Genomic DNA, 24,959 nt, shown 5'->3' on the forward strand with positions numbered 1-24,959 from the left:
GGCCGGCCCCGAATCCTCGGGCCGGCCTTCGTTGCACATTCTGGAGTTCGTATCAGTAGTAGACGATCTGAACGGTGTCGGGCCCGAGCTTGATCATGTCGAAGAACTTGACTCTGGCTGAGCCCGAGTACGTCCTCACGTTATTGACGGGGTCAGTGAGCCTGACGCTCCACTTGACGCTTCGGAACTGAGATCCTGACGTGCGCGCGGGAACGGTGTATTTCACCGTGTAGCTACTGCCTGCTTTGACGATGGTGTTCCTGACCCGCTTGCCGTCGATCGTCACGACCATCCTGCCGTACTGAGAGATCTTGCCGATCCTGACCGAGACGGTTCGCTTTGAGGCAGAGGAGCTGACCCGTGCTGAGGGCGCGGTCTTGTCGAGTATCACGGTTCGGTTCACCGTCGTGGTGTGGCCCATCCTGCTGTAGGCCGTGAGCGACAGTGTGTGCCGGCCGCTAGAGAACTTCGTGAGGCTCGGCGTCAGCGTAGTAGAGATCGAGGTCCCTGCGGTGGACTTTGTCACCACGGTCTTGCCGTCGAGCTTCAAGACGAGCTTGGTCACGCCCGCACCGTCACTTGCCTTGACCGGGATCGAGGGCTTGGCACCGATAGCAGACGAGACGCTGCCGAAAGCAGCAGTGGGTGGAGCAGCGTCGACGTACGCGTAGTGCGTGCCGATGGGACCGTAGTTGCCCGCCCAGTCCTGCGCGCGGACCCGGAACGTGTGAACGCCATCAGTCAGTCCGTCTGCGGTGAACTTGGTGACATTCTGGCTGGTCTCCACCGCGGCAAGATCAGTGGCGGATGTGGACTTGGCGTTGACCGAAACCCAATACCGTGCAACACCGGAAAGTGAGTCCGCCGCCGGATTCCACTTGAACACACGCCGTGGGCTGGTGCTCCAGCTGGCGACGCCATCGTCGGGGGTTACGCCGGTTGGCGCGATGGTATCGACCAGAATCTGGCGACGGGCAACCGCCGAACCGATGGACCCGTTCTTCTCGCGACCGACTGCATGCAGGGTCCACGTGCCCTCGACGCTCGACATGCCCATTTCGTCGGCCACGCCACCAAGGTTGATGTTGAGGGAACCAGTCGCTGTGTAGTCGCTGCCAGCCGTTGGTACCGTGTTGGAAGACCGATCCATCACGTAGTAGTAGCCGTCACCGGACACGACATCAGGGGCCGCCAGAATCTGGCCTAGGAAGACGTATGTGTTCGCAAAAGACGTTTCACTCGGGTGTGACGTAGATGTGATGATCGGCCGCAGTCCGGACTTATCCAGGCTGATCGTACGGGTGAACACGCCTCGGTGGCCCAACAGGTCGTACGCCTCGATGGTCAAGGTATGCGGTCCCTGAGCGTACGAGGACAGGTTCGGAGTCATCGTGGTGGTCACCGAAGTTCCGGACACGTTCTGGCTCAGAAGGACCGTTCCATCGATACTCAAGGTGATTCGGGTGACCTCAGCGCCGTCGGTGGCGCGGATAGTGAACGTCGGGGTGACACCGACCGGATCCGGAGGCTCGTTGACGAACAGCTCCGGTGGAGCGGCGTCGACGTAGGCCTTGTGTAGCCCGATGGCGCTGTAGTTGCCCGCCTTGTCACGAGCGCGCACGCGGAAGGTGTGGACGCCATCCGACAGGCCATCAACGGTGAACTGCGTGGTAGTGAGCGTGGTCTCAACCGCCGCCAGATCCGCCGGCGCCTCGGAGCTGGCGTTGATCGAAACCATGTAGTGCGAGAGCCCTGACAGCGCATCGACCGAGGGGGCCCAGGTGAAGGTTCTGCGGGGACTGGCCGTGTAGGTTGCGACACCGTCGTCCGGGACGGGCGTGGTCGGCGGCTCCATGTCTGCGAGGAACGGGTAGTCGACAGCGACGCTGACGTCGCCCAGTACATCCTTGGTTACGGCGTGGAGGTACCACTGCCCCCACGGCTCAGTACCAAGCTCCGTCGCGGCAGCCATGAGATCGACGGCAAGCGAGGTCCCGGTTGTGAACCCCCAGGTGGTCGGAGTGAAGGCCGCGGTGGGCGACTTATCCAGGCGATAGTAGAAGCCCTCAACCCCGTCGAAATCCGCAGGAGGTTCAAGCTGTGCGTAGAAGTAGCGCGACGAACTGAACGTGCTCGTGGTCGGGTGTGAGACGCTCGTCACCTTCGGCGGATTGGGTGGCCCGTACTTCAGAATCTGGACCGTGTTGTCCCGCGCGTTGGCGACGACCACTTCAAGCGGCGCGTCCGCATCAAGCTGCGCGATGGCAACGGCGCTCGGCTGACGACCGACGTCGATGTCACCCAGGAAGCGCATAACCCCGTTATCCTGCTGCTTGTAGATTCCCACTGAACCCGTAGAACGCAAGAAGGCCGCGTCTCCCAGGTTGTAGCTGTTGGCAACGATGAGGTCGTTCCTCGAATCCTGGTTCAGGTCCCCGATGGCCACCGCAACGGGCGCCGGCGAAATGTCGTTGCCCGTGCGGAATGTGGTAGAGGGGGTGACGGGCGCGAGTTGACCGATCGAGTTCTGGTACGAGATTCCCACCTGACCGGTCCTGTAAGAAGCTCCGACGACATCGTTGAGACCGTCACTATTGAGGTCACCGATCTTCACGTCGCGAATCTCGCCAAGTAGGTCGGGCTGTGAGAGTCCCACCGATAGGTTCGATTGCCCTCCGCGACCAAGGTAGAAAGGCAGGAAGCCACCGGACTGGAATCCGGCGATTCCGAAGTCAGGCCAGTTGTCACCGTTGACGTCTCCGATAGCCGCTGAGAACGGGTTGCCCAATCCGTCGACGATCGTTCGATGCGTGTTCCAATGGTCGCTGGAAACAGTCCGTGTCGTCCATGAGGCACCAGAGTCCGTTGTGACCAGAATGCGCCCACCGGCTGCAGAGATGGCACCGCGGCCACCCGTGTGGAAGCTGATTCCGCGAAGGTCGACTGTGGCTCCAAACGGCGAAACTAGGGAGCTCCACGTCACACCGGCGTCAGTGGACCGATAGATGAGGCCGTCGTTTCCGACGGCCATCACGATAGAGTTGTCCGCCCAAGCGACGGCGCGCAGTTCATCGGTGATGCTGGCAGAGATCGCTGTGGCTGCTCCCGACCAAGACGCGCCCGAGTCCAGCAGCATACCAACCGAACCGCCCGGAAGACTGCTGTCACCAACAGCTACCGCGCGGTCACCCGCCGGACGGACGGCGATGGCATGAAGGTCTCCGGTGAGAGCGGTGACGGATATCTCGGTTGAGCCCTGGAAGGCCTTGTTGGTCTGGAAGACAAAACCGCCAGCGCCGCAGGTCAGCAGCTCGCCCGGCGATGGAGAGGCCGCGCCCAGAAGATTCACTAATGGCAATCTGTTCTCTTCTGACGGAACCTCCACTGCCGGATCCGGAAGCCTCGACACGTGTGCGACCTTGCCGCCCGGGCCAACGACAAACGCACTGGACTCGGTGTCCCATACGATCGAGGTGGCGTAGGGTTGCTCAGCCGTCAGCTGAATGACCGGCCGCCACGTGGCGCCGTCGTTTCCGCTGTAGGCGATGAAGTTGTTTCGCATAGCCGCAAAGACGATGCGGCTGAACCGATTACCCGAGATCGTGCGAATGCCCGTGGTATCGAACACCTCGTCGGAGTTGTGCGAGCTGTCAGAGCGCGGGCTCCACAGGTATCGGGGGGGAATGGCGGCAGGGGACCCGTCATCCCCGACATCGGCCGCAATCGTGCTGAGCGGGAGGCCGTCGCCGTCAGTTCGTGCGGCAAGAAAGCCCTTGCGGGTCACGGTCATGCCATTGGTGACGGGCTCTCCGCCGCCGTCGACTGTCCGCCGATACACGATCGTGCCGCCCTCGTCGCCGTTGGCGAGCGAGTGGAAGACGGGGACGGCGATGCCGAGATTGCCCGGTGCGTCGACGGTGCCTACGTCGAACCCGAAGCCTGGCGCAGCAGGTCCGCTACTTACGAGCCAGTACGCGTCGTAATACGCGGGAAGCGACAACAGATAGTCGAAGCCGCCGGACGGGTTGCGCCGAAACACGTACAGCTCCTGGCTCATGGAATCGCCGACGATCACTTCGGACAGATTGTCCCCGGTGATGACGTCAGCGATGAAGACCGATGCAGGCGCGCTGAAGACGTTCGTGCCAGGGGCGCCCGTGAGGGGAACCCGCACGCCAGGGCTGAATGCACCTCCTCCGCTCTGCAGAAGTACCGTGAAGGATCGATCGGCGTAGTTGGCCGTCACGATGTCCTTGAGGCCATCGCCGTTCACATCCCCGATAGCCAGACCCTTCGGGGAGGTCCCGACCGGCAAGGGGGGGCCAGGCCTCAGGGTCTTGGCGGGCGCGATCCCGACGGGGACCAAGACTACCACCAGAAGCGCGGACAACAACGCGCGCGCAACTGCGGACCATCCAGCACGGATGACCATGACGACTCCTGTTCTACGACGACGAATGCTTCAACTACTGCGACGTGGTCAAGACGTATGCCTCACACTATACTCCACTCCCGCGTGCGCAAGCCACCTCACACACGCTCGCGTATCGTGCGCGCGAGGTCGCCACCTCCAAGCGACGCCAATCTCACATACTCCGCCCCCGACATGCGCGCTATCTCGCGAGCCGATCCGCCGCCAGCAGCTGATGCCGACGTGTCAATGAGCAGGGCGTTCACGCCGGCGGCGCGCAGCTTGACCGCGGCCGACTTCGCGTCATCGCTGCCGACGCCGCCATCCACGCCCACGTTCCCGCGGCCGTCGGTCACCAGCACGAGCCAGGGCACGGTATCAGGCTGCCTCCGGATCTCGGTTTCGAGTAGGAGTAGGGACTTCAAAATGCCGGCCGCGAGTGGAGTGGCACCACCGGTAGGAAGCCCCTGCAGTTTCAGGTTCGCCAGTTCGACGCTGCCAGTGGGCGCCAGGACGACGTCTGCGCCATTGCCCCTGAACGAGACAAGCGCAACCCTGTCACGACGCTGGTATGCGTCGACCAGCAACTCAAGCACAGCGGCCTTGGCAACCTCGATGCGCTTCGATGCCCCCATCGAACCGCTTGCATCCACACAGAACACGATTGAAGCCCCCACCTTGCGGGTGCGGACCTTCGTACGAATGTCGTCTGAGCCGACGGACACCGCGAGCCCGGAGTCAGCCGTGTCGTTGGGAGTCGCCGCTGCGGCCCGGATGGTGGCATCAAGGGCGACGTCGCCCATCCGCACGGCTCCCTTGGCCATCTCGGAGCGTGCGTACCGGCCCCGCCCGTCGTCAACGACGCTCTCCTGCCTCCGGCCGGCGATCGAGCGTCTCGTTCGGTCCATCGCCGACTCGAATGCCACGTCAGGCATAGCGGGTTCACTGGAAGCCGAATCGATCGAGCCCACCGACTCAAAGATGCTTGCCTGTCCCTGTCCCGGACCCGTCGGACTCGATGCGCTCGGCTCACCCACGGGGCTGTCGCCCGATAGGGCTCGGACGAGCGAATCGCGCAGTGAGTCAGTGTCGGCGCGTACGTCATCGAACGGCATGCGCCGAAGCCGGTGCGCCAGAACCAAGGCCGCCACACTCTCAACGTCGGCAAGAGAGACCTCGCCGCGACCGTCAAGGGCCGCATGGGCCGCCGCGGCGCGTGCCATCACGCTGTCGGCACGGTGTCCGTCCACTTTCGCGCGTATCGCAAGGTCTGCGATCGCGTAGAGGATCTCCTCGGGTGTCTTGACGGTGCCTGCGCGCAGTTGGGAATGCTTGATCCGAGTCCGCAGCTCTCCCTCAGCGTCCTCCCAAGAACGCGCGAAGCCCGTCGGGTCCTCTTCGAAGTCGTGACGGCGACGCATGATCTCGACGCGCGCCTCCGGCTCCCTCATCGCTTCCACCTCGACACACAGCCCGAACCGATCGAGCAGCTGCGGACGAATGTCGCCTTCCTCGGGATTCATCGTCCCAACCAGAATGAAGCGCGCAGGATGCTGCAGGGAAACGCCCTCACGCTCCACGGTGTTCACGCCCATGGCAGCGGCGTCGAGCAGGGTGTCGACGAGGTGATCGTCAAGGAGGTTGACCTCGTCGACGTAGAGGATGCCGCGGTTCGCCGCTGCAAGAAGACCGGGATGGAACTCACGCTCTCCCCTCTTGAGCGCCGCCTCGAAGTCGAGCGTCCCCACCAGACGGTCTTCCGTGGCAGACACGGGCAACTCGACGATGTGTGGAAGGCGCGACTCCTTGGGCAACGTGCCCTCTTCACGCCTCTCGCGGCATTCCGTGCACCATGACGAGGGCTCTGCAGGGTCGCAGCCGAAGCGACACCCGCTTACGACAACGATCGCGGGCAGCACGCTGGCGAGCGCGCGAACTGCGGTCGACTTGGCCGTGCCCTTCTCGCCGCGAATCAGGACGCCGCCGACGCGGGGGTCGACCGCGTTGAGGATGAGTGCCGCCTTCAGTGCCTCCTGGCCGACGATGGCCGAGAACGGGAACGTCTGTACCGGCCTTGGGGTCACTGGGCTCCCGTCACATCCACTGGAACGACCCGCAGCTGGCAGGGTCACGCTGGCCCTTGTTGGGACACGTGTCGTGGTAGACGCAGTCATCACAGGTCATCGTGTCGAGCGGATCTGTGGCCACAACGGGCGGAAGGTCGACGAAATCCGAGTCACCCGCCACCGTCGAACTGACGTCGAGGTCATCGGAAACCTGGGCGGACTCGCCTGCGGTCGGATCCGCGGCAGCTGAGTCGCCCGTGTTGTCGGCCGCCGGCAGGCTCGCGGGCGACGAAGGCGGAATCACCGGCGGGACAGGAATCTCGGGCTTGTGCGGCTCGCTGACAGGTGACGATTCGGCACCATCCGGCCCCGGTGCAGACTGATCATCAGCCGCGGGAGGCAGCAATACGTCGACCTCAGACACGGTAGCGACCTCGTCGTACGCGCCGAGAATGACCGGGCGGGACGACGCCATCGTCGCATCATCCCCAGGTGCTCTCACGAGCGAACCCTCGTCGTCTCCCGGCTCGTCCAGAGCATCGAGATCAAGCGGCGAGACATCCGGCTTAACGGCCCAAGGCCAAGAGCCTTCGTCGGCACCCTCGATCTGGGCCTCAACCACCATGGCGTCTGACGGAGGCTCCGCGAGCGGGTCGGCGCCCTCATCGACCGGCTCCTCCTCGGCGGGCAGATCGGGTTCGTCGGGCTCAACCGGCCCGACGGACTCGGGAGCCACGATGCCCTCGGCCTCCAGACTGACCGCGGACCGGCGGAGCGCCTCCTTGAGGTCGGGGGCAGCGTCGCTCTCATCGTCCAGCCCCTCGATCACCGCGGCGAGCGACTCGTCCGCCTCATCGACGGTGGGTGTGGCCTGCGTATCGGCTGCGACAGCACCGTCATCCTCGGCCGGTTCACCCTCGGACGGCCCAACCTCGTCGGTCGGCCCAACCTCGTCGGCCGGCTCAACCTCCTCGGGCTCAACAACCTGCGATGCCGCCGGCCTGACAAGAAGCACGGGGGTGGCAGCGTCCAGGTCCGCGACCAGTACCTCGCAATCCCACGCATCGAACCCGGGATCTGCCGTGACGCGCGATAGCTCGCTCATGGCACTGGCGCGGGTCTCGAAGACACCCTCAGCAAGGAGCCGGAGCGAATCGTCGGGTCCCTTTCCGATCAGGAAGAACGGCATGGCCTACCCCTCGTCGAGTGTGTGCGAACGCGCGAACCACCTGCGCGTGACGACGCGCTCCTATCGTAGAGCCGCAGACCGAAGGCGGCAACCGTGACCCGAGCACAAAGGCATGTCCTCTGTGATCACGAGCACGCTACACGAAGCGCCTTGAGGCGAGCGATGTTGGTCGCATCCTTCTCGGGCACCTCGCCCGGCATCTCGGTGACCACGGGAACCTGCGCAAGATCGGGCTCGCAGATCATGGCACGGAAGCCCTCGGTTCCGATGGAGCCATCGCCTATCCACGCATGTCGGTCACGGTGGCTACCCCGGTCGAACATGCAGTCGTTGGCGTGAATGAGTCCGACCCGGTCCAGCCCAAGGACCTCTCTCATCTCTGACACCAGCTCGACCCAGCCCACCGAAGTGGACAGGTCGTCCCCGAATGCGAAACCGTGGCATGTGTCGAAGCAGATGCCAATCACCTCAGGCGGCAACTCCGTGGCTGCGATCACTGAGGCCAGCTCCCTCACCGAGCCGCCGAACGTGCTCCCGGCTCCCGCGGTGTTCTCGAGGAGCAGCCGCGCACGGTCAGGACTGACTGCCGCGAGTTCATACGCCTCGGTGATCGCTTTCCCGCAGCGGACGGCCGCGACCACGGGATCGGCCTTCGGGTCGGTCCCGAGGTGGGTCACAACCCCATCGACCCCAAGTGCTGCACCTCGACGCAGTTCGTCAGCCAATGCGACCACGGATTTCTCGCGCATGATCGGATCGTCCGTGGTCAGGTTGATGAGGTAGGCGGTGTGAGTGAACACGGGACCGAATCCTCGTGCCGCTCTATCGGCCACGAACGCTTGGGCCGCGTCCGAATCCAGCGCCGCGCCCTTCCACTGCCGAGGGCTCTTCGCGAAGAGCTGGATGCACTCGCATCCCACGTCTTGGGCATAGTCGAGTGCGGCACCATAGCCCTTCGAGACCGACACGTGCGCTCCTATGAGCATGCGACTCCCGTCACGAGGGGCAGTTAGGACCTGGTCCATTCTACCCGTACAGCGGATACACTCGATGGTGTCAGTGCAACCGCAAGAGGTGACAGTTTCAGTGATCGACGTCGATGCGACGATTCTTCCTCCGTGGAGCGCCCGCGCGCTTCTGCACGTGGATTTGGACGCCTTCTTCGCCGCCGTCGAGCAGCTGGATCACGCCGAGTGGCGCGGCCGACCGGTCATCGTGGGGGGTCACAGCTCTCGACGAGGGGTGGTATCGACCGCAAGTTACGAGGCACGCGCTTTCGGCGTGCATTCGGGCATGCCCTCGGTCAGGGCCGCCTCGCTGTGTCCCGATGCGGTGTGGGCGCCACCCCGGTTCTCGCGGTACAAGGAGCTTTCCGATGCGGTGTTTCGCATCTTCGAGCACCACGCGGCCCTCGTGCAGCCTGTGTCTGTGGACGAGGCATTCCTTGACGTCACCTCCGGGCGCTACGCAGGCGAGCATCCCGTAGAGATCGCCCGCCGGATCAGGGCCGATGTCGCGCTTCTTGGGCTTACCGCCTCGGTGGGAGTTGCGACATCCAAGACGGTGGCCAAGATCGCATCAGACCACGACAAACCCGATGGTCTCACCGTGGTGTGGCCCGGTGAGGAGGCGCAGTTCCTGGCGCCCCTGCCGGTTCGCGCCATGGGCGGCATCGGACCCCGAACCACGGATCGGCTTCAGGCCCTGGGAATCCACACCCTGGGGAGCCTGGCTGCGCTCGACGAGATGACGGCCCGTTCGGTGCTTGGCGTGGATGGCCTCGGTTACGTGCTCCGCGCCCAAGGGGTAGATCCGAGTCCCGTTCGAGACAACGAGGCCGTGAAGTCGGTCTCGAAGGAGAGAACCTTCGCTACGGACAAGCGCACCGTGGCAGAGGTTGAGCATGAACTCCAAGACCTTGTCTCGCGAGTATGCTCGCGCCTGCGGTCCAAGGGAGTCGCCGGACGAACCGTGACGGTGAAGCTTCGTTTCGGCGACTTCACCACGCGCACAGCCCGCAAGACGCTTGCCGACTCAACGAACGATGAGACTATCGTGGGCGAGGTCGCCCTCGACCTCTTGCGGGATACGTGGTCGGCCGGGGTGGGGCTGCGTTTACTTGGCGTCGGCGTCTCGGGGCTTTCCACACCCGCCACGCAGTTGGACCTGTTCGGGGCGGACCCGGCCGTAACAAAGGTAGGGCGAACCGGACTGGTGGAGAACATCGATGCGATTCGGAAGAGGTTTGGGCATGATGCGGTACGATTCGGCACCGAGCTAACCGATCGCAAGGGTCCCGAGAGATGAATCCTCACCGCGTCATCATGGCTGCAGCGGTCGCTTGTGTCCTCATGGCACCAGGCTGTGCTCCTCCACCTGAGGACCCTGTGACGACCGGGGTTCCGGCTGGCCGGCAAGCCGAGTCGGTGTCGCGCCCCGGACTCACGCGAACCGGAGACCAGAACGAAGCCACTGCCGTCGGCACGCTGGTATTCCGTCGCGACCAGGGCGGTTTCTTCGGCTTGGCGGACATGACTCCCTCTCAAGAACCGTCCACCGATGCGCGCATTCTTGTCGTTCTCGTTCAAGAGGACGGCAATCGAAGCGCTCCGGACCTTGCCCCTCTGGTGGGCGCCTACTGTGCGTTTTCCGGCACCCTTCGCACCGAGACGACGCTCACGCCCATCCCCGAGCTGGTCTTTGACTCATACCGGGTCCTCGTCCCTGTGCCTGGGCCCTAGCTCGGTGAACCGCCGGCTGGTTTCAGTCGTCCAAGTGGGTGCGAACACTGCAACTTCGATCCGAGGAGGCCGAATGCTTCTCAAGGCGTTGGTAGCGGCAGCACTGGTCGGGACCCTGTCCGTAGCTGTCGGATGCTCTGGGCCACAGTCCGGTCTCGAACCTGAGCCGGCTCCGATTGTCGAATCTCCTCCGGCGGAGTCCCCCGCGGCGGGTTCGCGGCTGGCTTTGGGACTGTATGAGTTGGAGGATGGAACGGCTCAGGCGCTCGGAACCCTCGAGTGGGTCGATCTTGAGGGTGGGTTTTGGGCGATCAAGGGTGGAACCGAGGCGGAGGGTAACGTCGGCGCAACCGTCGCGGTACTTGCCAACGGTCCCGCTTTCGAACAGGAACTCAAGCCGCTGGAGGGCAAGACGGTCATGATCGTAGGTACCCTCCTGGATGGAGCATCCATCCGCATGGCAGGTCCCGAGATCGAGATGACCGAAGTCACTGAGGTCTCCGACACTATCGATCCGGCCCAGTAGAGCTCTCCGGGTCTTCGCTGCATGAAACGAGGCGGCTGGGGCGTCACGCTCCGGCCGTTTCGGATTCAGCTGCGGCCCACGACTCCTCTTCGGGCGCTCCGGCACCACCAAGGGACGGACCCATCGGTCCGCTCGGCACGCCCCGGCGCAGCCGTACCGGAGAGCCGCCCGGTGATCTTACGACGTAGGGCCGCACGTCTTCGGCCACAATCGCGAGACCTCGTTCGTGATTGTTCTGCAAGGTCCCATCCACGAGGTAGGCGCGATGCTTCACTATGGCGTCGCCGGCGCGCTGAAGCGCATCCTCAAACACCACTACGTCGAGCAAACCGGTGGCGTCCTCCAGCGTGAGAAAGCACGTTCGCTTCCCCGAGCGCGTCCGTGGGGTCTGGGCCCGCTCTCGGACTCCGGCCACGCGCACCCTCGTGCGGTCAGGTAGGCCGCGCAGGTCGCGTGCGAAGGTGACCCCACGTGCGATGAGGTCGGCCTCTGCCAAATCCAACGGGTGGCTCGTGAGAGAGAGTCCCGTGAGCTCAAGTTCGGCTGAAAGCCTGCGCGCCACGCCCCAACCGCTCACGTGGTCCGGATCCTCAGGCGGCCGGATTCGCGCCGGCGCGAGGCACAAGGTGTCGTCACCGGCGACCCCCTCGCGCGCGATAACCGCCTTGAGTTCAGGTAGGAGCGCAAGCATTTCATCGCGCGTCGGCGGCCTGCCCGCCCCGGTGGTCCCGAGCCCGTCGAGTGCCCCGATGCGGATGAGCGACTCCGCCGCCGGCAGCTCGGCACGTGTACGGCGCACAAAGTCAGCGAGGTCCCGAAAGGGCCGCACCGCGCGTTCCACCGGAACCGTTGCAAGAAGGCGAGCCGTCATCGCATGGACATCCTTCAGGCCGATACGGATGGCCGCCCCATCCGAGGCGACCGTATGGTCGACGGCGCTGTCGTTGACGTGGGGAGCCAGAATCTCGATGCCATGGCGTCGTGCGTCGTTGACCACAAGCCGAGGCGTGTAGAAGCCCATAGGTTCGTGGTTCAGAATCGCGCAGCTGAACTCGGCCGGGTAGTACGTTTTCAGCCATGCGCTGGCGTAGGAGACCACCGCGAAGCACGCGGCATGCGCCTTGTTGAAGCCGTACGCCGCGAAACCCTCAAGCTGCCGAAAGACCTCAGCAGCCACCTCAGCATCTACCCCGCGCGCCATCGCCTTCTCCAAGAAGTGAGCGCGGATCGCCTCCATCTGTTCGCGGCTCCGTCCCTTGGTCATGGCACGACGCAACGAATCCGCCTCGGCCAGCGTGAAGCCCGCGACTTCGCGTGCAACGAGCAAGACCTGCTCCTGGTAGACGATGACGCCATACGAGTCGGCAAGTACCTCTCGCATGTTTTCATGCGGAACCGTCACCGGCTCGATTCCATGCCGACGGCGGATGAACGGGGTGATCATCTCGGCTTCGAGTGGTCCGGGCCGAAACAGCGAGATCTGAGCGATGATGTCTTCGAAGCGGTTCGACTTCAGCCGTGTCGACAGATTGCGTTGGCCACTGCTCTCAAGCTGGAACATCCCGACTGAGTCCGCCGCAGCGATCATCTCGTAGACACGCGGATCGTCCTTAGGCAGTTCGAACGGCTCAGGGACCGCAGCGACTCCCACACGCTCGCGTGCCATCTCGACCGCTGACGAGATGGCCGAATGCATCCGTAGACCGAGAATGTCCATCTTCACGAGTCCGAGCGCCTCGATATCGTCTTTGTCGTACTGCGAGACGACCACCCCCTTGGCCGCCCACTGAAGCGGCATCCAGCTCGCCACCGGGTCTCGGGTGATGATGAAGCCGCCCAGATGGGTGCCGAGGTGAGTCGGCGTGCGGTCGAGCTGTTCGGCGATCTCGAGAATGGGCGCGTAGCGCGCCTCATGCAGCGGGTGATCGCGGCACTCGGGATAGGTTTCAAGCACCTCCCTGATCTTGCGCGCGCTCACCCATGGCAGATAGCGGGAAAGCGAGTTGACCTCTGCGATTGGCAGTCCGAACGCTCGAGCCGCAATACGCACAGCGCTTCTGGCCGTGGTGGTCTGCACGGTGGCTACCATAGCGACGTGCTCGGAGCCGAACCGCCGATAGATGAACTCGATGACCTCGTCGCGTCGCGCGGAGTCGAAGTCGACGTCGATGTCGGGCATCTGCCGGCGCTCGGGATTCAAGAAGCGCTCGAAGAGCAGGTCATGGGCGATGGGGTCCGCGTCGGTGATACCCAGAGCGAACGCGACGATGCTATCGCCTGCGCTCCCCCGTCCGCTGCAGCGGATCCTCTTCGCCTTCGCGAAGTCCACGATCTCCTTCACCACGAGGAAATACTCCGCAAACCCCATCTGGTCTATAAGCGTCAGCTCGTGCTGCAGCCTGCGAATCGCCTCCGGGATCATCGGCGAATAGCGCCGCTCCAGCCCACGCCACGACTCCTTGGCGAGCACCGAATACGCCGTCTCGCCCCTTGGCAAATCGGCTCCCGGGAAGTGGAACTGCCCGAGCGGCAGCTCGAAATCGGCACACATCGAAGCGATTTCGAGAGTCGCGTCACAGGCACGTTCGCACCCGGCGAACAGGCGGCGCATCTCTGTGGGGGATTTGAGCCACAGTTCGGCGTTGGGCCGGTCGTAGGGTCCTGGCAGCGCCATGCGCGCACCGACGCTTGCGAGCACATCGTGGATGCGGTGGCCCTCAGGGCGCAGATAGTGGACGTCGTTCGTAGCCACCACGGGAAAGCTGAGGTCATCGGCCGCCTCGACAAGACCGCCGATGATACGGGGGCTCTCCGCGGTGAGCGGATGCACCAGCTCGACGAAGAACGCGCCGGGCTCGAAACAGTTCGCCAGGCGCATGAGTGCCGATCGAGCCCGCCCGGGGCGTGCGTGTGCCACCGAAAGCGCTGCCTCGCCGTTCCCGCAACCCGACAGGGCGATGAGCCCTTCGCCGAAGTGTTCCAGATCGCGAAGGGAGACGACGCTTGGTACCTCGGGCCCACGCAGATGAGTACGGGAGAGCAACCGACACAAGTTGCGATAGCCGGCGAAATCGCGCGCGAGCACCGTCAGATGAAAACCGAACGCCGACGCGCGACCGAATCCCACCCGTGCCGGAAGAACGAGACGCGACTCGGGCGGCAGATCGGCCTCCTCGCCAAGCACGCCGGCGGCTTCAACGACGATCTCGCAACCGATGATCGGAGCGATGCCGGCATCCCTACAGGCGCGATAGAAGCGGATGGCACCCGAAAGACCCTGATGGTCCGTGAGCGCCAGAGCGGGCATCTCGAGCTCCGCCGCACGCTCCACGAGCGCGGGTAACGGACAGGCGCCGTCGTGGAAGCTGAAGTTGGAGTGTGTATGCAGGTGCACAAAGGCCGTCGACACGGGAACCCGTCCCACCTAGTCCTGGATGCCGATGAGCTGCCAGGTGTTCTCTGATCGGTCGAAGACCAGATCGTAGACACCGCCACGCGCGAGCACACGCCAGTAACGGCGTGAGACGTGTCGTCGCGGATCCCACCAAGCGCGCTCTGACGACCAGACCTGCAGCACGGCGTCTACGCCGAACCTCCTGGTCCCACGTATGAATGCGAGCGGGCATCCACGCCCGGTATCCCACTCCACGACGATGTCCTCGGCCACACGTTTCGGAGCGACCGAGCCATCGCGGCGCACGAGATCGGAGGCACTGAGTATCCAGGGGCTGGCGAGCAACTCGACGATGATCGGTAGCTTCGATATTCGACCACCATCGAACAGTTCGAGTGGCTGACCTGAACGAGCACCGTTGAAACGCTTGATTTCGGCGTTGCGACCCATTCCCACCATTCCTTGCGCAGTCATCGACCCCGGTTGATCGCGCGTGACGCGCCACGGTTCGACTATACCGAACATATGTTCGGTCTACAAGGTATACCAGGAGTCTGACAACGGAGTAGCGGCTTGATCAGTTGAGTCCGGATGGGCCTCGGCGACGCTTGGAGCGTGGGTCCTCGGCGTGCACGAACACCTTCACGCTTCCCGCGTCGAGCGCACCCAGAAGCCCTTGGACCACGCTGGCGTCGAACTGGGCGCCCGCACACCGAACAAGTTCGGCCCGCGCCACCTCAGCCGATATTGGCGTTCGATACGGCCTCTCTGACGTCATCGCATCAAAGGCATCGGCCACCGACAGAATGCGAGCAGCCAGCGGAATCCGCTCCCCCGCCAACCCATCAGGGTACCCCCTGCCGTCCCATCGTTCGTGGTGACCCCTGACGATCGGCATGAGGCCTGCGAGGAACGGCACCGACTCGAGAATGTGCCCACCCATCTCCGAGTGCTCACTCATGACACGAAACTCATCGTCGGTCAGCTTCGCTGGCTTGAGGAGAATAGTCTCCGGGGTGCCGATCTTGCCCACATCGTGCAGAAGCGCTGCGCGCTCGACGTCAGCGACCTCTTCGTCAGAGAAGCCCATCTGGCGAGCGATCGCCACAGCGTAGTCCGTGACCGCGATCGAATGGCGCGCCGTGTAGCTGTCCTTGGCGTCAACGGCGGCCACCAGCGCCTGGAGCGTGCCCACGGAGTGAAGCTCCATGTCCTCGAGGGAATGCCGCAGTCTCCGGTTGACCTCAGAGAGGTCCCCCTGGATCGATGTCAACTCATCGGCAGTGCGCTTCACCAGGGTGAGCTGAAGGAAATAGGCCGGTACCGAACCGGCGATGATGATTCCCCAGATAAGCAGCAGGAACTGATTGATCGACTGCTCCACCGGCCGGTAGTCCTGATAGATCTCGAAGACGCCCACCGTCTCGCTGTCGACGCGCAGCGGCGCATAGACCTCGAGCACGCTACCCGCCTCTTCGAGTTGAGCTCGGTTCTCCTCGCGTTCAGCGGGTTCAACCTCCACCACGGTCTCGCCGGCGAGTGCCTTGCGTAGCGACGGATGATCCGCAAACGATCTCCCCTCGTCCACGTTGTCCGAAGAGAAGAGGAGAACGCCGTCACGGTTCCACAGCTTGACCGCGGTCACATTCGAATCAACCAGATCCCTCGTCGTGAGGGAATCAAGTTCCGCCTGAATGCTCTCGGGCAGCGGTACGACTGACAGATCTTGGTCTGCCACGACATGCGTGACCATGGCCCCCGCAGTCACTTGGGCGGTACGAGCAGCCGTGGTGACGAACAGCTGCTGCACCGCGTAGGTGATGGCGACTCCCAGCACCAGAGCCATCGCGACGACGAACACGAGACTGCGCAAGGCGAACTGCTGGATGAGGGTCATCTTCCTCATGGCGCACATTCAACCGTGACAAGCCGCGCGACATCCGCCGAAACCGGGCGGACCTCGCCGTCGATCTCGATCGATAGGGGCCCACCGAGCGGCTCGCGCGCGATCAAGCTGACCTTGGCTCCCGGCTTGAGCCCGATCTGCCCGAGGTAGCCGAGGGTCGTCTCCTCTTCGGATACTCTCAGCACAACGGCACGATCGCCCACGGACAGAGCGTCAAGCGGCTGACCCGGCGAGTGCGAGACGCTGCCGTCCGCGGCCGGAATCGGATGTCCGTGCGGGCAGACCGACGGATCGCCAAGAAACCGCTCAAGGGCGGCCAGCACCCGGGGGGACAGTGCGTGTTCGAGCAGACAGGCTTCCTCGTGAGCGGCGTCCCAGTCCAATCCGAGCACATCGACAAGGAACCTCTCGGCCAGGCGGTGGCGGCGCACGATGTCGAGAGACTCTGCGACACCCTCCGGAGTCAACAACACCTCAGTGCCCCTGCGAAACACCAACCCGCGCGATTCGAGCCGTTTGAGCGTGGCCGTGACCGTAGGGCCCGAGACCCCGATCGCTTCAGCGATCCGACTGGGTCTGACCACGCCATCCTGAGACTGCTTGTAGATGGTCTCGAGGTACTCCTCGAGCGTGGAAGTGGGCAAGCGGACCGTCCTTTGGACAGGGGGGACTCAGGTACGACATCCATAATAGAGCCTTTCCCACGGCAAGTTCCATTCCTCCAACGCCCCCCTTATCGCGCGATCTCCCGCAATGCCGTTGGTACCCACATGCGTTCCGTTCGTCGCTCATTGCGAACCTTTTGTCAGCAACTGAAGAAATTCTGCGAATTACCGTTGACAGCCTGAGGCGGCGGGAATACATTACTCGTGTCCCGAGAAGTCGGACGCAGCAAGACTCCGGAAGATGGTGTACCAGTAGCCGCCGGAGAGGGATCTGAGGAAGGTCGGCAAGCCGCGAGGTGGCCGTTCCGGAGACAGGGCCTCGAAGGAGGGAAACCCGCAAGGGCGATTCGCAAGAGTCGTGGGAAGCCGGTTCGAGTAGGAGACTTGTGGGCGAGGTTTCTCGGGACAACTATATTCTCAGGCTGGACCAACGAAACGGCCCCTCATCGAGGGGCCGTTTCGTGTTGCGGCGCCCGCTGATCTTCGCTGCGTGCCTTACGGACGGTAGACCAACTTGGCAACCGGCGACTCCCACACCGCGACCTCAGTGACGCGGACACGTGGGTCGACCATGCCCGACAGCCGCTGCCAGATCACGCGAGCAAGGTTCTCTGCGGTCGGTGATTCGGTGTCGAACGGCCCAACCTCGTTGATCAGCACATGATCGTAGTCTGCAAGCACCGCCGCCAGATCGGCTTTGAGTCTCTTGAAGTCGTAGACGATACCGATGTCATCCAACGCTTCCCCTGAGACCGTCGCTTCGACCTCCCACGTGTGTCCGTGCAGGTTCCGGCACTCGCCCGGGTAGTCGTAGAGATGATGAGCCGCGTCGAAGTGGTCCTTCACGGTGAGTTCGTAGGTGCCCACAGTGCTCTCCTTCTGACTTAGAACAGACTGCCTCGCTCGCTTGGCTCGGCGGGCATGAACGACGGGTTTCCAACCGTGGCCTGCTCGTCCATGGCAGCGTTGGCCATAGCATCGGCATCGGCGTTGTTCTCGCGTCGCACGTGGGTGACGGTGTATTCGTCGAATCCTCTCAGCAGCGCCATCGCGCTCAGAAACAGCGGCTTGAGGCCTGCGTTCTTGACCCGGTACGCCCCCTGAAGCTGCTTGACCACCAGCTCTGAATCCGCGTTGACCGCGACAGCAGTGAAGCCGAGCTCACGAACGTTCTCCAGGCCCCAGATGAGCGCCTCATACTCGGCCACATTGTTCGTCGTCGACCCGAGGTACCGACCGCCGCGACACACGATCTCGCCGTCGGCCTCGATGACGAATCCGGCCCCGGCCGGCCCCGGATTCCCTCGTGCGCCACCGTCGGTGTGCAGGACCGCTCGACTCACGCTGACTCCGATCGGACCACGATCAATCGCCGACACTGGGGACACACACCCACTTGCGGACCTTCAAGCAGGTCACGGACTCGTTCGGCGGGAAGGCTCATATGGCAGGCGGTGCACGACGCGCCATCCAGTCGTCCGGCACCTATGCCACCATGCACATCCCGGGCCTTCTCGTAGCGAGCGAGCAGGTCCGCCCCCACCACAGCCTCCAGCCGGACCCGTTGGGACTTGAACTGGGCGATCTCGTCTTGCAGGGCACCGCCGACCTGCTTATAGCGCGTAACCAGACCGGACTCCGACTGGGTGAGCTTCTCGAGGTGAGCATCCACCGTGGCGATCTGCGACGCCGCCTTATCGATGCGCTCCATGTACTGGATGGATTCCATCTCGAGCTTGTCCACGCGCCGCCTCAACCCGTCCATCTCGCGTGTCAGCGCCTGGATCTGACGGTGGTCGGTGGTGACCATGATCTTGTTCTGCTCAGTGTCCATCTTCGCGGTGATTGATGCGATCTCGTCCTGACGGCTCTTGAGTTCGGACTGGAGTTTGCGATCAAGAAGCGCCGCCTTCTCGCGCAAGGCCACCATCTCCTTGAGCCGCGCTCGAGCCTCAAGAATGGCCCTCTTCTCGGGCAACTCCTCCAAACGCTTCTCGGCGCGGAGGATCTCCACGTCGACCGACTGGAGTGCGAGCAATGACTCGGCGGGGCCAGACGACATGCGGTCTCCTTCTACGGGGTCCACCAAGCGGTTGAAGCATTCATTTCGTAGATGCGGTCAGGCTCGATGCCCGCAACCCCGCGTACCACCTGGGCGAGCAGACCGACAAGCGGCCACTCCGAAACGTCGTGACCGATCTCGACCACTGCGAGCCCTCGCTCAAGCGCCTCGGTCGCGTCATGATAGCGCACCTCCCCCGCCACAAGGGCTGTTGCTCCGGCCGCGATCGCGTCGTGGATGAGGGACCCCGCCGAACCGGTGGCGCAGGCCACACGGCCAATCGGCGAAGACGCCTCGCCCCAGACCCGCGGCTTCACGCAAAACGCAGCCGCGGCACGCCCCACGAGGTCGGCCAGAGTGAAGCCCTCGCTCGCTTCACACAGCATGCCGAGGGCCGAAGCGTTGCGTGATCGAAGCACTTCCGTGACGGTGATGAGCGGCTCCTCGTACGGGTGCGAGGCTCGAGCGGCTGCTACCACCCGAACCGAAAGCGGCCGAGACGTGATCATCTCGAGCCGAACCTCTTCGACGTTCGTCGGCTGACCCGCCACGCCGACAGCGGGATCTGCGCCGTCGTCGGCGGTGAAGCGACCGATACCCGTACAACTGAACGAGCACGCTTGGTACCTGCCAACAGCGCCACCGCCGGCTCCGCTCATCGCATCAGCCACCTCATCGGCCGACTTCAGCGGGACATACACGGTCACAACCGCACAGGGTTGAGCCGAGCGTTCGATAGGGGCGACGGGAGTGAGTCCGAGAAGTGAAGGTATCAGCCTCTGCGCCCCTGGATCGCGGTCCAGGTTCGTGTGGGCGTTGATGAGGCTCACCCCCTTCGACAGGGCTCGAAACACCGTCCCCCCGCCGCCTGGTGCACCGCGCACCGGTGCGACAGGATCGAGAAATGCCGGATGGTGCGTCACCAACACGTTTGCTCCCCGCCGGTGCGCTTCATCGATCGCCTCCGGTGACGGGTCAAGGGCAAGCACCACCCCCGTGACCTCGGCGAGCGGGTCGCCGGCAAGAAGGCCGATGCGATCCCATCCCTCGGCACGGTCAGCGGGAAAGGCGCGCACGACCGCACGCTCGACATCGCCCACGGTCACGCGCGTCATAGGTGAACCCATCTGACTTCGCCCCCTCCCATCGGTAGCCCCACGCGATCGAACCCCGCCACAACCAGCGCTTCGTAGGCGGCATCGATACGGAATCCCACCTCCGCGGGGCTGTGCGCATCCGAGCCTGCCGTCGCTGCGACGCCTTGATCGGCGAAGTGGGCCAGCAGCGCAGGACCGGGATAGATCTCACCCACCGGCTTGCGCAGACCGCCTGTGGACACCTCGACCATGACACAACCCTCTCGGGCGGCCACCGCAGCCTCACGATACAGGTCGGACGGATCGTAGCTCGTCTTATGCCCGAACTTCTTGGGCAGGTCCGGGTGCGCCATGACGCCAAAGCGCCCACTGCGTGCGGCAACACACCACGTGGCGAAGTAGCTCTCCCAGACGGCATCCGCTCCCTGACGTTCCCACTCGTCGAGATGATCGGGGCTGTCGAAGGGCCACTCCCCGAGGAAATGCACGCTACCAAGGAGCACTTCGACTCCGGCCGCGGAGGCGGTATCGAGCTGGTGCTGCATGGCCTCGGGGTGCCCCGGAAGCCAGTCGGCCTCTGCGCCCAGGACGATTTGAAGACCCCGGGACGAATCGGCCTGCTCGCGAACCACGCGTGCGTACTCGAGGAACGCGGCGGCTGACGGGGCGAAGAGGCCGCCGGTGTTCAGCGCATCGGGCAAAGGGAGGTGCTCGGTCATCACGATGCCAATCAACCCGGCGCTCAGGGCCGCATCCACGGCCTGCGACACCGATCCGGTCGCGTGCCCGCAGCACTGGGTGTGGATGTGACAGTCGATCAGCTCGCGCACTCGATCACTCCCCCGCCTAGGACACGGTCTCCACGGTAGCAGACAACGCTTTGGCCGGGCGCTGCAGCTCCCACGTCATCGCCGAAGTTCACGGTGAGTGAATCCCCGGCATAGCGAGCGGTGGCCGCCGCGGGCGTCATCCGATAGCGGACCTGTGCCGTGCACACTTCGCTTGCTGCACCGGACCACACGGGCTGGGCGGCGATGATGGTTCTGGCGGAAACGGAATCACGGTGACCGACCACGATGCGGTTCGAAGCGGGGTCCATGGACACGACGAACCACGGGCCGTCGGGACCCCCGATGTCAAGCCCCCTGCGCTGACCGATCGTGTAGTGGGCCAGTCCCCGATGGCTTCCGATGACGTCGCCTGTCTGCGTGACGAACTCCCCGGGGACCAAAGCGCGGGGTCGCCGTGCAGCGACGATGGGTGCGTACCCACCGGAGGATGCAAAGCAGGTGTCCTGGCTCTCTGAGCGCTCGGCCGTCCGCAGGCCGAAGCGCGCGGCACGTGCACGAACCTCCTGCTTGCCGAGGCCCCCGACAGGAAACAGGATGCGATCCATCTGTATCCGGGTGAGGCGATAGAGGAAGTAGCTCTGATCCTTATCCGGGTCGGTCCCACGTGCGAGCCATGTGGAGCCCGTTGCATCGCGTACGATCCTGGCGTAGTGCCCGGTGGCAAGGAACTCCGCGCCCTGCGCGATGACTCCTGCCATCAGATCGGAGAACTTCAGCTGATCGTTGCATGCGATACACGGATTGGGAGTGCGTCCCTGCGCATAGGCGTCGGCGAACGGGCCGATCACGTGCCGCTCGAAACTGTCCCGGAAGTCCAGGGTGTGGTGCGCGATGCCGAGGTCGTCACAGACTTGCCGCGCATCCCTCGTCGCAGACCCGAAGCAGCACTCTCCCTCTTCGTCGCCGGACGGCAGCAGTTGCATGGTCACGCCGGTGACCTCGTGGCCCGATTCGACGAGAAGCGCAGCCGCTACCGAGGAATCCACGCCACCGCTCATGGCAACCCACACCCGCGCCACCGTCACCGCACTCCTCGCCGCACGCTAGTGGGGCCTAGACCTCGCAGTCTGAGTCGTGCTCGTGATCGTCCTCGTCGGCATGGGGGTCGAAGTTCGGATCTGCGCTCTTGATCTCGCCTGAGATCGGCTCGCGATGGTGCTTGGTGAGGTAGTCGTCCACCGCCACCTTCAGACCGTCAGTGGCAAGCACCGAACAGTGCATCTTCGCAGGAGGCAGACCTCCGAGCTCGTCAGCCACCTGCTGCTTGGAGATTGCCGCCGCCTCTTCGAGGCTCATGCCCTTCGCCATCTCCGTGACGATGGATGATGTGGCGATAGCTGCGCCACAGCCCAGGGTCTGGAACTTCACGTCGGTGATGTGATCGTCGGGATCCACAGCGATCGTGATCTTCATCATGTCGCCGCACACCGGATTGCCGACCTCACCCACCCCATCGGCTTGCTCGATGACGCCCACGTTGCGGGGGTTGTTGAAATGATCCATGACCTTATCGGAGTAGAGCACGGCGCTTCGTTCCTTTCGGGTGATTCGGCTACTTCGAGCCGAACATGCGGGTATACACGGGCGACATCGAACGAAGGCGTTCGACGATGGGTGGGAACACCTCAAGGAAGAACTCGACATCCTCATCGGTGGTGAAGCGTCCAAGCGATAGCCGAAGGCTGCCGTGGGCGACTTCCTGCGGAACCCCGCATGCCAGAAGCACGTGACTCGGCTCGAGGGAGCCGGACGAACACGCAGAGCCCGTGGAAACGGCGATTCCCTGAGCATCGAGCTGGAGGAGCATGGCTTCGCCCTCTACGCCCTTGATCAGCAGCGGAGCGATGTTGGCAAGCCGCTCTCCACCGGGAGCGGTCTGCTCGGTGTTCTCAAGGCGGGAGGTGATGCCGGTGATCAACCGGTCGCGCAGTGAAGCCAAGCGGACCGACTCTTCGGGCATCTCGTCGATCATGAACTCAAGCGCTGCGGCAAACCCGGCCGCACCTGCGACGTTCTGCGTTCCGGAGCGCTTCTTGAACTCCTGACCGCCGCCTTTGAGCTGAGGCTCGAACTTGGTTCCTCGGCGCAGATACAGCGCGCCGACACCCTTGGGGCCGTAGATCTTGTGGGCCGAGAACGTGGCCGAGTCCACGCCCAAGACGTTCACATCGAACGGCGTCTTGCCGAGCGTCTGCGCGGCGTCTGTGTGCATGAGTGCGCCGTGCGCATGGGCGACTGCTGACAGAGCCGCGATGTCGTTGAGCGCACCGATCTCGTTGTTGCCGTGCATGATGGACACGAGCTTGGTGTCGGGACGCATGACGGACTGAAGGTCCTCCGGGTGAATGTGCCCATCTGCGCGCGGGGCCACGTAGCTGACCGAGTGACCCTGCTTCTCCAGCCAGTGGGCAGGCTCGAGAATCGCGTGATGCTCGTACGACGAGACGACGAGGTGTGCCGGCCCGTCGGAGGCCACCCGCGCCATGATGCCGATCAGGGCGGCGTTGTCGCCTTCGGTACCGCACCCGGTGAACAGGACTTCGTTGGGACTTTGCGCACCGATAGAGGCTGCGAATCGCTCGCGGGCATCCTCAAGCCCGCGGTACGCATCGCGACCCAGAGCGTACAGGGAGTTCGCGTTACCGTAGCGCTCTGTCATGAACGGCACCATGACCTCGAGGACACGCGGGTCAAGGGGTGTGGTTGCGGCATAGTCGAAGTACCGGGTACTCATGGCTTCAGGTCTCCATTCCCACGCGCTCACGATCATCCATCCGACTCTGTACTCCGGCTAGTTCCCCGATAGAGGTAGACGCGAACACGCCGCGTAGCGCTTCCGTTGCGCGTGCCCACACCGGAGCCGCAGCGCACGCGCCGACCTGGCCGCAGGTCTCACCGCGCTCCGAATCGCACACGCTTGCGTTCAGGGGGCCCTCGAGTGCCTCGACAACGTCGAGAACCGTGATCTCGGACGGATCGCGGCTGAGCACGAATCCGCCTTTGGCCCCACGGACCGCGCTCACCACACCGGCGCGTCTGAGTGAGACGAACAGCTGCTCCAGGAAGCGCGGAGGAATATGACGACGCTCAGCGAGCTCGCGGGCACTGATCGGCCCACTCCCGTAGGCACAGGCCAGATCGATGGCCGCGAGCACGCCGTACTCGCTCTTCGCCGTTAGCCGCACCGAACCTCCCGAAGGACATCGAATCCCTACCGAAAAGGTAGTGATTGCATGGTACCCCGTCTGGCCACGCTGTCAACATGCGAAGTCCGCTGCACAGGACCGAAGTGTCCGTCCCCGAAATCAGGCCGTTTATCGGTCCTTCCGCACCTTCCAGCGCTCCCCAGTGGTACTACGTCAAATCGAACAAACGTCCTGTTGTATACACGCCGTTCCACGGCTACGATAAGCACCCGCTTCTGCCTAGCGCGGAAGCGCTGACTGGGGGAGCCGGATTCATGGTTGATAGCCACCAGGGTGGCGAGGACCCACTGAATCTGACCCAGCCATACACGAGGCCCCGACCGCCGTCATGGCGCTTCGGGGCCTCGGTTCGTTGGTGTGAGTGCTAGCTCAGGGATTTCACCAGTGTCGCCATCTCGATGGCAGACATGGCAGCCTCCCAGCCCTTGTTCCCCGCCTTGGTGCCCGAGCGCTCGACAGCCTGCTCGATGGTATCGGCGGTGATAACCCCGAAGAGCACCGGCACACCTGAATCGAGCGAGGCCTTTGCCACGCCCTTGCTGACTTCGGATGCGATGTAGTCGAAGTGTGGCGTGCCGCCCCGAATGACGACACCGAGCGCCACAACGGCGTCGTAGCGGCCGGAGTCAGCCATGCGTTTGGCAACGAGCGGAATCTCGAATGCGCCGGGAACGAAGGCGACGTCGATGTCCTCTTCGGAGAGTCCGTGGCGCACGAAGGCGTCCTGCGCCCCCGAAAGAAGCCGTGAGCCGAGCAGTTCGTTGAAGCGGCTGATCACGATGCCGACCTTGAGGCCGGTTCCAACCAGATGTCCCTCGTACTTGACCATTAGTGCCGTCCTTTCG

Annotated in this window: 21 protein-coding genes; 3 read left to right on the forward strand and 18 right to left on the reverse strand. The window is 63.9% G+C overall.

Annotated elements, in window-relative coordinates:
* Positions 1 to 52: 52 nt before the first annotated feature.
* From U1E26_05025 to U1E26_05040, 4 genes are all read right to left on the reverse strand, one after another.
* The gene (locus tag U1E26_05025) at positions 53 to 4,432 is read right to left on the reverse strand and encodes an FG-GAP-like repeat-containing protein (protein MDZ4168997.1); all 4,380 of its coding nucleotides are present in this window, start codon (positions 4,430 to 4,432) and stop codon (positions 53 to 55) included.
* A 98-nt stretch (positions 4,433 to 4,530) separates the two neighbouring features.
* Complete coding sequence (locus U1E26_05030) at positions 4,531 to 6,495, reverse strand: VWA domain-containing protein (GenBank protein ID MDZ4168998.1); 1,965 nt, start codon at positions 6,493 to 6,495, stop codon at positions 4,531 to 4,533.
* A 10-nt stretch (positions 6,496 to 6,505) separates the two neighbouring features.
* On the reverse strand, positions 6,506 to 7,666 hold the full coding sequence (locus tag U1E26_05035) for a hypothetical protein (GenBank protein ID MDZ4168999.1): 1,161 nt from the start codon (positions 7,664 to 7,666) through the stop codon (positions 6,506 to 6,508).
* A gap of 125 nt (positions 7,667 to 7,791) precedes the next feature.
* Entirely contained in the window at positions 7,792 to 8,691 is a 900-nt protein-coding gene (locus U1E26_05040) for a deoxyribonuclease IV (protein MDZ4169000.1), read from the reverse strand.
* Between the two features lie 61 nt (positions 8,692 to 8,752).
* On the opposite strand from U1E26_05040, the gene dinB reads away from it, so the two are divergent.
* The 3 genes from dinB to U1E26_05055 all read left to right on the forward strand — a co-directional run bounded on the left by dinB (position 8,753) and on the right by U1E26_05055 (position 10,933).
* Positions 8,753 to 9,973: a DNA polymerase IV gene (gene dinB, locus U1E26_05045; GenBank protein ID MDZ4169001.1), complete on the forward strand. Its 1,221-nt coding sequence runs from the start codon at positions 8,753 to 8,755 to the stop codon at positions 9,971 to 9,973.
* A complete protein-coding gene (locus U1E26_05050; GenBank protein ID MDZ4169002.1) occupies positions 9,970 to 10,407 on the forward strand; it encodes a hypothetical protein in 438 nt (145 codons plus the stop codon). The genes dinB and U1E26_05050 overlap by 4 nt, the downstream gene beginning before the upstream one ends.
* Before the next feature lie 73 nt (positions 10,408 to 10,480).
* A complete protein-coding gene (locus tag U1E26_05055) occupies positions 10,481 to 10,933 on the forward strand; it encodes a hypothetical protein (protein MDZ4169003.1) in 453 nt (150 codons plus the stop codon).
* 43 nt (positions 10,934 to 10,976) lie between these two features.
* Here the strand turns inward: U1E26_05055 and U1E26_05060 are convergent, their stop codons facing one another.
* From U1E26_05060 to ribE, 14 genes are all read right to left on the reverse strand, one after another.
* Positions 10,977 to 14,357 (reverse strand): DNA polymerase III subunit alpha, encoded by a 3,381-nt coding sequence (locus U1E26_05060; protein ID MDZ4169004.1) that lies wholly within the window; start codon positions 14,355 to 14,357, stop codon positions 10,977 to 10,979.
* Positions 14,358 to 14,777, reverse strand: a complete 420-nt coding sequence (locus tag U1E26_05065; GenBank protein ID MDZ4169005.1) for a hypothetical protein — start codon at positions 14,775 to 14,777, stop codon at positions 14,358 to 14,360.
* A gap of 127 nt (positions 14,778 to 14,904) precedes the next feature.
* Entirely contained in the window at positions 14,905 to 16,233 is a 1,329-nt protein-coding gene (locus U1E26_05070; protein ID MDZ4169006.1) for an HD domain-containing protein, read from the reverse strand.
* Positions 16,230 to 16,877 carry a metal-dependent transcriptional regulator gene (locus U1E26_05075; GenBank protein ID MDZ4169007.1) on the reverse strand — a complete coding sequence of 216 codons (648 nt, stop codon included), beginning with the start codon at positions 16,875 to 16,877 and terminating at the stop codon, positions 16,230 to 16,232. Before U1E26_05075 ends, U1E26_05070 begins: the two co-directional genes overlap by 4 nt.
* A 516-nt stretch (positions 16,878 to 17,393) precedes the next feature.
* Positions 17,394 to 17,765: a 6-carboxytetrahydropterin synthase QueD gene (gene queD, locus U1E26_05080; protein ID MDZ4169008.1), complete on the reverse strand. Its 372-nt coding sequence runs from the start codon at positions 17,763 to 17,765 to the stop codon at positions 17,394 to 17,396.
* Between the two features lie 17 nt (positions 17,766 to 17,782).
* Positions 17,783 to 18,241: a ribonuclease HI family protein gene (locus U1E26_05085; GenBank protein ID MDZ4169009.1), complete on the reverse strand. Its 459-nt coding sequence runs from the start codon at positions 18,239 to 18,241 to the stop codon at positions 17,783 to 17,785.
* Positions 18,238 to 18,960: a hypothetical protein gene (locus U1E26_05090; protein ID MDZ4169010.1), complete on the reverse strand. Its 723-nt coding sequence runs from the start codon at positions 18,958 to 18,960 to the stop codon at positions 18,238 to 18,240. The genes U1E26_05085 and U1E26_05090 overlap by 4 nt, the downstream gene beginning before the upstream one ends.
* Positions 18,961 to 18,971: 11 nt before the next feature.
* Positions 18,972 to 20,087: a Nif3-like dinuclear metal center hexameric protein gene (locus tag U1E26_05095; protein MDZ4169011.1), complete on the reverse strand. Its 1,116-nt coding sequence runs from the start codon at positions 20,085 to 20,087 to the stop codon at positions 18,972 to 18,974.
* On the reverse strand, positions 20,072 to 20,887 hold the full coding sequence (locus U1E26_05100; GenBank protein ID MDZ4169012.1) for a histidinol-phosphatase HisJ family protein: 816 nt from the start codon (positions 20,885 to 20,887) through the stop codon (positions 20,072 to 20,074). The genes U1E26_05095 and U1E26_05100 overlap by 16 nt, the downstream gene beginning before the upstream one ends.
* The gene (gene mnmA, locus U1E26_05105) at positions 20,875 to 21,933 is read right to left on the reverse strand and encodes a tRNA 2-thiouridine(34) synthase MnmA (protein ID MDZ4169013.1); all 1,059 of its coding nucleotides are present in this window, start codon (positions 21,931 to 21,933) and stop codon (positions 20,875 to 20,877) included. The genes U1E26_05100 and mnmA overlap by 13 nt, the downstream gene beginning before the upstream one ends.
* 28 nt (positions 21,934 to 21,961) lie before the next feature.
* On the reverse strand, positions 21,962 to 22,432 hold the full coding sequence (gene nifU / locus U1E26_05110) for a Fe-S cluster assembly scaffold protein NifU (GenBank protein ID MDZ4169014.1): 471 nt from the start codon (positions 22,430 to 22,432) through the stop codon (positions 21,962 to 21,964).
* 28 nt (positions 22,433 to 22,460) lie between these two features.
* Positions 22,461 to 23,642 (reverse strand): cysteine desulfurase family protein, encoded by a 1,182-nt coding sequence (locus tag U1E26_05115; protein MDZ4169015.1) that lies wholly within the window; start codon positions 23,640 to 23,642, stop codon positions 22,461 to 22,463.
* A 4-nt stretch (positions 23,643 to 23,646) separates the two neighbouring features.
* The gene (locus U1E26_05120) at positions 23,647 to 24,093 is read right to left on the reverse strand and encodes an Rrf2 family transcriptional regulator (protein MDZ4169016.1); all 447 of its coding nucleotides are present in this window, start codon (positions 24,091 to 24,093) and stop codon (positions 23,647 to 23,649) included.
* Between the two features lie 385 nt (positions 24,094 to 24,478).
* Positions 24,479 to 24,943 carry a 6,7-dimethyl-8-ribityllumazine synthase gene (ribE, locus tag U1E26_05125; protein ID MDZ4169017.1) on the reverse strand — a complete coding sequence of 155 codons (465 nt, stop codon included), beginning with the start codon at positions 24,941 to 24,943 and terminating at the stop codon, positions 24,479 to 24,481.
* Positions 24,944 to 24,959: the final 16 nt, after the last annotated feature.

The sequence above is a fragment of the Coriobacteriia bacterium genome (genome assembly GCA_034370385.1).
Lineage (GTDB): Bacteria > Actinomycetota > Coriobacteriia > Anaerosomatales > PHET01 > JAXMKZ01.

Bases quoted from the DNA above. Each gene is read 5' to 3' on its own strand.
- U1E26_05050 (MDZ4169002.1), top strand. From the start codon at position 9,970: ATGAATCCTCACCGCGTCATCATGGCTGCAGCGGTCGCTTGTGTCCTC.
- U1E26_05115 (MDZ4169015.1), bottom strand. From the start codon at position 23,642: ATGAGTACCCGGTACTTCGACTATGCCGCAACCACACCCCTTGACCCG.
- U1E26_05025 (MDZ4168997.1), bottom strand. From the start codon at position 4,432: ATGGTCATCCGTGCTGGATGGTCCGCAGTTGCGCGCGCGTTGTTGTCC.
- U1E26_05035 (MDZ4168999.1), bottom strand. From the start codon at position 7,666: ATGCCGTTCTTCCTGATCGGAAAGGGACCCGACGATTCGCTCCGGCTC.
- U1E26_05040 (MDZ4169000.1), bottom strand. From the start codon at position 8,691: ATGGACCAGGTCCTAACTGCCCCTCGTGACGGGAGTCGCATGCTCATA.
- U1E26_05055 (MDZ4169003.1), top strand. From the start codon at position 10,481: ATGCTTCTCAAGGCGTTGGTAGCGGCAGCACTGGTCGGGACCCTGTCC.
- U1E26_05090 (MDZ4169010.1), bottom strand. From the start codon at position 18,960: ATGTCGTCTGGCCCCGCCGAGTCATTGCTCGCACTCCAGTCGGTCGAC.
- U1E26_05065 (MDZ4169005.1), bottom strand. From the start codon at position 14,777: ATGGGTCGCAACGCCGAAATCAAGCGTTTCAACGGTGCTCGTTCAGGT.
- U1E26_05095 (MDZ4169011.1), bottom strand. From the start codon at position 20,087: ATGGGTTCACCTATGACGCGCGTGACCGTGGGCGATGTCGAGCGTGCG.
- ribE (MDZ4169017.1), bottom strand. From the start codon at position 24,943: ATGGTCAAGTACGAGGGACATCTGGTTGGAACCGGCCTCAAGGTCGGC.
- U1E26_05070 (MDZ4169006.1), bottom strand. From the start codon at position 16,233: ATGAGGAAGATGACCCTCATCCAGCAGTTCGCCTTGCGCAGTCTCGTG.